This window comes from Shewanella sp., from assembly GCF_041630135.1.
In the GTDB taxonomy this organism is placed as follows: domain Bacteria; phylum Pseudomonadota; class Gammaproteobacteria; order Enterobacterales; family Shewanellaceae; genus Shewanella.
Genome location: NZ_JBFKLW010000049.1, coordinates 23,658 through 31,635, shown reverse-complemented (window position 1 = coordinate 31,635; position 7,978 = coordinate 23,658). Strand labels below are relative to the sequence as shown.

At 49.2% G+C, this 7,978-nt stretch carries 10 protein-coding genes; 7 read left to right on the top strand and 3 right to left on the bottom strand.

Annotated elements, in window-relative coordinates:
• The first annotated feature begins 120 nt into the window (after positions 1-120).
• The 5 genes from ABYK60_RS13340 (at position 121) to rhlP (ending at position 3,481) form a co-directional block, all read left to right on the top strand.
• Positions 121-375, top strand: a complete 255-nt coding sequence (locus tag ABYK60_RS13340) for a hypothetical protein (RefSeq protein ID WP_372872512.1) — start codon at positions 121-123, stop codon at positions 373-375.
• Positions 357-800 (top strand): acyl carrier protein, encoded by a 444-nt coding sequence (locus ABYK60_RS13335; RefSeq protein WP_372872517.1) that lies wholly within the window; start codon positions 357-359, stop codon positions 798-800. The genes ABYK60_RS13340 and ABYK60_RS13335 overlap by 19 nt, the downstream gene beginning before the upstream one ends.
• Before the next feature lie 112 nt (positions 801-912).
• A complete protein-coding gene (locus tag ABYK60_RS13330) occupies positions 913-1,497 on the top strand; it encodes a DUF6151 family protein (RefSeq protein WP_372872511.1) in 585 nt (194 codons plus the stop codon).
• Positions 1,498-1,575: 78 nt separating this feature from the next.
• A complete protein-coding gene (locus tag ABYK60_RS13325; RefSeq protein ID WP_372872510.1) occupies positions 1,576-2,397 on the top strand; it encodes an SMI1/KNR4 family protein in 822 nt (273 codons plus the stop codon).
• 256 nt (positions 2,398-2,653) lie between these two features.
• On the top strand, positions 2,654-3,481 hold the full coding sequence (gene rhlP / locus ABYK60_RS13320; RefSeq protein ID WP_372872516.1) for a rhombotarget lipoprotein: 828 nt from the start codon (positions 2,654-2,656) through the stop codon (positions 3,479-3,481).
• Between the two features lie 172 nt (positions 3,482-3,653).
• Here rhlP and ABYK60_RS13315 read toward each other — a convergent pair whose 3' ends face one another.
• Together ABYK60_RS13315 and ABYK60_RS13310 are read right to left on the bottom strand one after the other, a co-directional pair.
• The gene (locus ABYK60_RS13315) at positions 3,654-4,451 is read right to left on the bottom strand and encodes a M23 family metallopeptidase (RefSeq protein WP_372872515.1); all 798 of its coding nucleotides are present in this window, start codon (positions 4,449-4,451) and stop codon (positions 3,654-3,656) included.
• 85 nt (positions 4,452-4,536) lie between these two features.
• Positions 4,537-5,421, bottom strand: coding sequence for a 6-pyruvoyl tetrahydropterin synthase family protein (locus ABYK60_RS13310; RefSeq protein ID WP_372872509.1), 885 nt, complete (start codon positions 5,419-5,421; stop codon positions 4,537-4,539).
• Between the two features lie 299 nt (positions 5,422-5,720).
• On the opposite strand from ABYK60_RS13310, the gene ABYK60_RS13305 reads away from it, so the two are divergent.
• Positions 5,721-6,434, top strand: coding sequence for a DUF4336 domain-containing protein (locus ABYK60_RS13305; protein WP_372872508.1), 714 nt, complete (start codon positions 5,721-5,723; stop codon positions 6,432-6,434).
• A gap of 188 nt (positions 6,435-6,622) precedes the next feature.
• Here the strand turns inward: ABYK60_RS13305 and yejK are convergent, their stop codons facing one another.
• Positions 6,623-7,648: a nucleoid-associated protein YejK gene (yejK, locus tag ABYK60_RS13300; RefSeq protein WP_372872507.1), complete on the bottom strand. Its 1,026-nt coding sequence runs from the start codon at positions 7,646-7,648 to the stop codon at positions 6,623-6,625.
• Between the two features lie 80 nt (positions 7,649-7,728).
• Between yejK and ABYK60_RS13295 the strand changes: the two genes are divergently transcribed.
• Complete coding sequence (locus ABYK60_RS13295) at positions 7,729-7,947, top strand: YejL family protein (protein ID WP_372872514.1); 219 nt, start codon at positions 7,729-7,731, stop codon at positions 7,945-7,947.
• The last annotated feature ends 31 nt before the right edge of the window (positions 7,948-7,978 follow it).

Below are 7,978 nucleotides of genomic sequence, written 5' to 3'. Positions count from 1 at the left end.
TAGATTCAGTATCACGGCATAACAAACGAATCTTATCGCCAGCAAAAATCGCTGGCTGCGACGTCAACCCGCTGCGCGGCTTTCCGCGCTAGATTTTGGCGTAATAGCTCATGAGGATATATGGATAGCTCCGAAAAAGTTGACTGTTGTAAGCATGGATTAATGGATTATGCGCTTATATGCCAACATCTCGTGAACCAATCTACAGAACATCATCCTATAGAGTATTTTGATGCAGATGATGAGAATGAACCTGGTCGTTCTGAAGTTGAAAATGTTTGGTGTAAGTCCTGTGATGACATGCTCTTGAGTCAAGGTGACTGGAATGAAGTCGCTGCTGGCGGCGTTAGGTGCAAATGGAATATGCAGTTTTAGTTATCATCTTATTCATATTAATCACTCTGTTATTAAAAAAGGGTGATAAGAATAGAGCAATCGAAATAGATAAAATTTTTGAGGGCAGGATGTCTTTATCACCTCACGAGTTTTATGAAACCTATTACAGCGATAAAGCTGTCTCTGAAGATGTTGTTATCGATATTATTAATATACTTGAAACGGAAATAGAAACGGATCATTCACGATTAATACCTAGTGATGACCTCTCTGAAAATTTGAGGTACTTGTTTGAATTTGATTCCATGGCCGATATTGCAGTTATCGAATCCGTTGAGCGTAAGTTCTCAATAAAAATATCAGATATGGAAGCAGAGAATATCAAAACAATTAATGACTTGGTACTCTTTGTAAACAGCAAAATAGATTGCACCATACAAGCCAATTCAGGCAGGGACTTTTAACAGTTGGCTTTCCTCACTGCATTCATTATTTTGCCAACTTATTATAAGCCCCTGATTGGGGCGTTCTACAGCACACTGCTTATCGTAATCTGACCAAGGCGTGGTGATATCTATGCATCCAATTCAATGTAAGTGTGGCGCCGTTAAAGGCAAACTCGAAAGCATTGGAACCAGCAATCGTCTCATCTGCTATTGCACGGATTGCCGAGCGTTCGCACATTTTCTTGGTAAAGCTCCTTTTGTACTGGACAAACAAGGCGGAACCGAGATTGTCCAAGTAGCTCAACAATGCCTGCGTTTCAGCCAAGGGGAAGATCTCCTATCGGCAGTACGCCTCAGCGAGAAGGGTATGATCCGCTGGTATGCTCAATGTTGCGGCACGCCTATTGGCAATACAATGGCCAGTCGAAATACGTCATTCATCGGCCTTATTCACAGCTGCCTTGATCGTCAACAAATGGATAAGGACTTTGGAGAAAAAGTCGCGGCTTTGAACACTGAAACCGCCTTAGGCCAAGCAAAACCAAAGCGACGCGGGTTTCTTGGTGTCTTGGTGCGCTTGATATGGATCGTGATCACCAGCCGTGTCAGCGGACGGTACAACAACTCACCTTTTTTTACTTCTTCTGGCTTGCCTCGGATAACCCCAAAAACACTTAGAGCTGAAGAATTGGAGAAGCTGAAGCGTACTGTGTAGCAACGGGGTCGAACCGCTCACGTCGTTCACCGGGCCCCCCCCTTTACCAAACGTTAGCTTCCAGAGGAGAAATCGCTTGTGACTGCAAACGCCGACAATATCTGGCGAGTTCCTGCATATTTGCCTTATCTACAGCCTCCACTTACAGACGACTCAATCGCCGATGCGGAGAAAATCATTGGATATTCTCTCCCCGGCGAACTACTGGCTCTTCTGCGAAAACAAAACGGCGGTTATATAAGGTTTTCATTACCTGAAATGGTTCACGACTCGATTGCAGGCATAGGGCCTCACCTCCCATCACTGACCAACTTTGGTTGGGACCAAGTTCAGGAGTACGTCAGCTTTCCGTTGCAAGGCCTGGTACCATTTGACGGCGATGGCCATTGGCATCTTTGTCTGGACTATCGCGATAACCGCGAGCAACCGGCTGTTACATACGTCGATGTTGAATGCGATTCTCAATGCCAAATTGCAGCATCCTTTTCAGCGTATCTGGGATTGCTCACTCTCGATGTTGGTGACGACCTTGTTGTTAATTCCGTTGACGTCACCACATTGCTTTCCCTGCTGAGCGACGTTCTTGGTGTCAGCTTCGATCCGCCAGACCTTTGGGCACACGGTTATCCCACATATCGCGCCACGCTCGGCACCAAGCGCGCACCTGAATGGCTTTGGGTTACGCCAAACCAAGTCATTCGCGGCTTCGTTCGCGATGATGATTCACGGTACGCTGAATTAAAGGAACTATTACCCGGAATTGGGCTGCGCTTCCCGGAGCTTGCAGCGTCCTGCCTGATAGTGGGTGCAACTGCTGGCGTGCGTCAGAAAGTAATCGACGCACTCACCAAGTGCAACATCAAAGTACAAAGCATGCGGGATGCGATCAAAGGCAGCTAACAAGTAACATGATGACCTGTGGCAGACACTGACACAAAGAATGCACCTTCAACAGAAACTGAGACCATAGTGCGCGATATGTTAAAGCAACCCACGTCCGGCGACCTCCGTTTTTTGCCGGGCTGTCGGACTGAAGTGCGCCTTTCTCAAAATGAACCCTAATAACTGGCCAGTATCTTGGCAGGGCTACATGTTGGCTTATCGAAACTGATTGCACGTTTTACAAAAATCTAAGTAAATATATGAAACATAAAGCATTTTATATAATATTAGGGTATTTTTCCTCACTTCCTGTAGCGGGTTAGTCAGCAACCACACTGGCAAAAAAGCGCAATCCAGTAGTTTAATGAACTTCCTGTACCCCAATAAAGAAAGCAGGGTCGAACACACACCTGAAATACCAACTTTAACATTACCTGTAAAAGTCGGAATAGCCTTTGTCCCATCAAATAATTGGCAAGGAAATGGAATTCATGAGAAAGATCAAATAGAGCTATTGGATAAAGTCAGGAGTGCCTTCCTTAAATATGATTACATAGACCGAATTGAAGTTATACCCAGCACGTATTTAAATGGAGGTGAAGGATTTTCAACTTTAGAGCAAGTAGGAAGGCTATACAACGTCGATATTATGGCCTCGGTTTCATATGATCAGGTTACTCAATCTCTTGAAAATAATGCCGCTCTTTTATATTGGACTATCGTCGGCATGTATATCATTCCCGGTAATGAAAATTCAGTTCAAACATTTGTAGACACGGCAGTTTTTGACATTAAAAGTCAGAAAATGCTTTTCCGGGCTCCGGGGCTAAGTAAGCTTGAAAATCGCACTACCGCTGTGGGTGTTGACAAAACAATAGCTGACCAATCTTTAAACGGGTTTAGCCTGGCAGTAACAGATATGACTAAAAATCTGGACAGTGAACTTGCTCGATTTAAAACCAGAGTGAAAGAAGAGAAGGTCGCGAAAATAGAGCATCGGGATGGTTATAACGGTGGCGGAGCACTTCACAGCTCACTATTGGTGTTAATCATGTTATTGCTGGCAAGAGGCTTAAAATCGCGCCAAACGGACTGGTCATAGTCTGTGGTCAACAAGCGTTAATCGTTCATCCGAACAACACCCGCAAGGCGGCCGGGTACAATTTGTGGTAACAACAAGGTGTGTTCAACCGGTTCTGTCGTCCGCAAGCGCTGAGTAAATAAACGCCGCAACTTAAGTGCGGCGTTTATGTTTAATAAGCCTTGCTGTGCTATCAGTGTCTTGCGGCTTTGGCAGCCTCTTGTTGAGCCAGTACCTCTTTCATCGGTGGCACCAAGGTAGCGGGGTCCAGGCGCATCTGATACCAGTTCAGACGCCAATCAAGGTGTGGGCCATTGGCGCGGCCGGTGGCACCGACTTCAGCTATCTTGTCACCCTGCTTCACGCTGTCGCCCACTTTAAGGTAAAGTTTTGATAAGTGAAGAAAACTTGAACTTACGCCATAGCCATGGTCAATGATTAGAGTGCCGCCGGAGTAGAACATGTCCGGCACTGCCAGGGTAACAACGCCATCTGCTGGAGCAATGACCACAGTGCCGGTTTTGGCGGCCACGTCCACCCCAAAGTGCGGATTGCCGGGCACGCCGTTATATACTCGCTGACTGCCATAAACCCCTGAGATACGGCCGGTTAACGGCCAGATAAAGGGCTTGGCAAAGGCGGTGATATCGGAATCTGTGGCTCGGGCGGCCTTGGTCATGGCGCTGTCTTTGGCTGCACGCTCCTGTGCCTTGGGGTCAGGCTTCATGATCTTTTGGCTGATACCGTTTACTTCAGATATCCGATATTGCCGCTTGGCAAAGCTCAGTGGTTTGATTTCCGTAAGCCCATCAGGATAGACGACTTCAAGTGTTTGCTTAAGCTCCCCTTCCCGCTCAATCCCAAAGGCGAAATCACCTTCCGGCGTTACCCGCAGCGGCTTGCCATTGAGGCTGATACTGCTGCCAGCCGGTGCCTTGCCACGAATAAGTGAGCCCTGCTCCATCTTGCCACTGAGATTAATCTGCGCCATTGCCGCAGGCGGACATATCAGTAGCAAAGCAGCAATCCAGGGCTTTATCATTGGTCACTTTCCTTTATTGGGAGATGTCAAATACTCAACTATTGGCTATTTGGGCGGCAGCAATTGCACCTTTGCCAATGCCTTCATAGGCAATGACTTTAAAGTGACTGCCGGGCACCTTTTCGGCGAGGGTTTTGGCCATAAAATCTGCCAACAGCTCTACCGTGGTATCGTGGGGGATAATGTCGCAAATGGCCTTGGGCATGGCGAGCTGAAAATCTCCCTGGGGCGCCTCATAGCGAAAACCGATATGGGAGTCGTCATCGATGCGGGTTTGGGCTGACAATTCAAGCTGGGCCACAGGTACTACGTCTTCCTCGGTACCCAGGTAAATATCTTTCCAGCGTTTGGCCCAGTAGGCATCCCAGTCAGGGGCACTTTCGCCATTTTCGAATATCTGTACCGGGCTTCTGTGGCCGTGGGCTATCCGTTGGCAATTGCCATCGTGTTTTTTAAGCCCGTGACTGTAATGGTAGAACGGCCCGTTCAGCGACTCGGTTCTGAGGGTAAGGTGAATACCATCGACATTATCAGGCAACGCTTCACGCAAGGCTTTGCGCAGGAAGGCATTTACAGCCTCAAAATCGACTTTTTCGGCAGGAATAAGCGCGAATGCCTGGCTGGGACAGGCAAGATGGATATTCCCCACATCACTGTGAAAATCCATCCATACTCTGTCGCCCTGCTGCTGCCAGCGCACATTGGATGAGGCCGTGGGGATAAGCAGACGGTGGTCTGCGACCCTGTCGATGGTGTCTTTGATGGTGCGTTTTACCTTGGCAAAATCCAGCACCATATTTTGATGGTCAAGCCCGCCTTCAAGAACCACATCGACTATCCAGCTCTCCCCCACCATGCCCCGCTCGGCGCAAAGGTATGAGAAATCCAGCACAGTTAAATCTTTAACAAAAAGTTGCATAACACTCCCGGGCAGAGAAACAGTCTGCCGTGATTAGCGACCAAGCCGCAACACTGCCAACGGACAATCGCCGAAAAGCAGGCATTCAAAAATCAATTCTAAACAATTCACACGCCTGCGGCGAGCCTCAATGGCCGTTAGCGGGCGAAATTTACGCCGCTCGCCAACGGCCTGTTCCAAAGTGTTAGCCTATGTGTAGCGAGCAGTACCATTGCCTGATGTGCAGCCTGTGCATTAAGCGTACAATCGCGGTTGCCCAGGCGCGCTTACTACTTTGTCCGGCAGTCAAAGGAGATGACATGATTAGCTTCGCCCCCGACATCTTTGTGTTTGATGGCCCCGCCGTGTCTTTTTACGGCATGCCTTATACCACCCGCATGACCATAGTGCGCCTGAAAAATGGCAAGCTGTGGGTGCACTCCCCCATTGAATTGCATGATGAGCTGATAACTCAGGTCAATGCCCTTGGGGAAGTGGCTTACCTTATCGCCCCCAATAAGTTGCACCATTTGTTTGTGGCCTCCTGGCAGGCTCGCTGGCCTGCTGCCAGCGCCTGGGCAGCGCCCGGGGTGGCTGCCAAATGTCAGCATCTGCATTTCGATGCCGAACTTACCGACAAGGTGCCCGCCGAGTGGCAGGGTGAGATTGAGCAGTGCATATTTAAAGGCTCGCCAGTCATGGAAGAAGCCGTGTTTTTCCATAAAGGCTCACGCACTCTTATCCTCACCGATTTAATTGAAAACTTCAGCCCAGGCCACTTTACCGCATGGCAGCGGCCTATCGCCCGCATCACCGGCATTCTTGCGCCCAACGGCAAGACGCCACTGGACTGGCGTCTATCTTTTATGAAGGGTCGCCACAAAGCCAAAGAGGCGGTGGCTCAATTCAGGAGCTGGCAACCTGAACATTTGATTGTCGCCCATGGTGAGTGTGTGCACCACAATGCCATGGCCTTTGTCGAGCGCTCATTCAGCTGGGTGGGATTGCCGGAAACCGAGCCCGAAGCGGTATAGAAGAGGTCTGGCGGCGGTACTGAAGAGGTATAGCAGCGAAAAAAAGGCTTGGCATGCGCCCTAAATGCAGCGGCGCCGAATAGCCAAACTTCGGCGAATGAGCTGCCAAATAGAAGCTAAGGCAAAAAAGCGACCCGTGGGTCGCCTTTTTTAAGTCGGTGTGCCTGGCTCGACTAACGATACCTGGCTCACTCACCTTTCAGACGGCGGTGAAGCTGGTCTTTCAGATTCGCCGGCACACCCTTTATCATCAGGGTGTCTGAAATGGGGTCATAAATCACCCGCTCGCCCAGATGATGGCCGTCAAAACTGATGGTCACGCCACCACCGGTGCCGGAAAACTTTTTCAGCTGGCGCAGGGTGGACTTGTCCACCGGAAACTCCTCTTCCAAATCGTAGTCGCCATTGGTGGCGAAATCGTAGAAAGAATCCATACCGGTATCGGCAAGTTCATCGGCCAGGTCTTTCATATCAACATCGGCACCGGCATCGAAACGTTCTGAGCAATACTCAAATACTTTGTCGCGACAGGCCTGACGCTCGTCTTTGGTCAGCTCGCTGCCGGCAACAAAATCTTCGACCGCGATCATCAGGCTCTTGTTCTGTGCCTTGGGGTTAATACCCTCAACACAGCCCATGAAATCGAGGAAGAAATCTGCAACTTTTCGCCCGGCGCGGCCACGGATAAAGGAAATATACTTACGGCTTTCTTTATCGGTCTGCCAGTCGGTCAAATCGATGCGGGCTGCCAGCTGGATATTTCCAAGATCCAGATGGTTTACCTGGGTCAGCTCCATATCGTCCAATACTGTCATCGACGATTTGGCGCTGAGCAGTGCAACAAACAAATAGTCGCTGGCCATGTGGCTGTAACAGGCCATCAGCAAAAAACCGCCCTGACTGAAATCGTATTTACCCAGTTCTTCCTGCAGTAACTTACTGGCAAGGCCGGTGAACTCCACAAAGCCGAGGCCGCCATCCAGGTAGTCTTTCAGACCATTGGCGAAGGCAGGATTGGCTTCGCCATCATCCCCGTGGGTGCCAAAAAAACCAAAACCCTTACCGGATTTACTGGTGTAAGACTGATGCAATTCTTCAAGCATCAACTCTACCGCCTGACTGTTCAGCAGAGGCTGCGGACGTAGACGGCAGTTTAACTGCCCTTCATGGTTCTGGGCGATTTCATGAATGATGGCCTGTTCTACTTTAATCATCTTACGCCTTGATAGTGATAGCTGAGGAAATCCGGTATTATATGCCGCTAACCCAATCCTTTGTGAATCATTTTTTGACTATGGCTATTCAATCCAAATACAGCAATACCCAAGTAGAAACCCTGCTCGCCGAAGTACTGGCGGTACTGGAAAAGCATCAGGCTCCTACCGATTTAAGCCTGATGGTACTGGGCAACAGCATCAGCCACCTGCTGGAAACCAAGGTGCCTGCAGCCAGCCGCACCGCCGTAGCCGAGCAATTTGCCAAAGTACTGGTGCAATCGGTCGCCAAAGGCTGAGAAAAACTGGTACAGGCACAGAAAAAGTGCT

Bases quoted from the DNA above. Each gene is read 5' to 3' on its own strand.
- ABYK60_RS13340 (WP_372872512.1), top strand. From the start codon at position 121: ATGGATAGCTCCGAAAAAGTTGACTGTTGTAAGCATGGATTAATGGAT.
- ABYK60_RS13335 (WP_372872517.1), top strand. From the start codon at position 357: ATGGAATATGCAGTTTTAGTTATCATCTTATTCATATTAATCACTCTG.
- ABYK60_RS13330 (WP_372872511.1), top strand. From the start codon at position 913: ATGCATCCAATTCAATGTAAGTGTGGCGCCGTTAAAGGCAAACTCGAA.
- ABYK60_RS13315 (WP_372872515.1), bottom strand. From the start codon at position 4,451: ATGGCGCAGATTAATCTCAGTGGCAAGATGGAGCAGGGCTCACTTATT.
- ABYK60_RS13310 (WP_372872509.1), bottom strand. From the start codon at position 5,421: ATGCAACTTTTTGTTAAAGATTTAACTGTGCTGGATTTCTCATACCTT.
- ABYK60_RS13305 (WP_372872508.1), top strand. From the start codon at position 5,721: ATGATTAGCTTCGCCCCCGACATCTTTGTGTTTGATGGCCCCGCCGTG.
- yejK (WP_372872507.1), bottom strand. From the start codon at position 7,648: ATGATTAAAGTAGAACAGGCCATCATTCATGAAATCGCCCAGAACCAT.
- ABYK60_RS13295 (WP_372872514.1), top strand. From the start codon at position 7,729: ATGGCTATTCAATCCAAATACAGCAATACCCAAGTAGAAACCCTGCTC.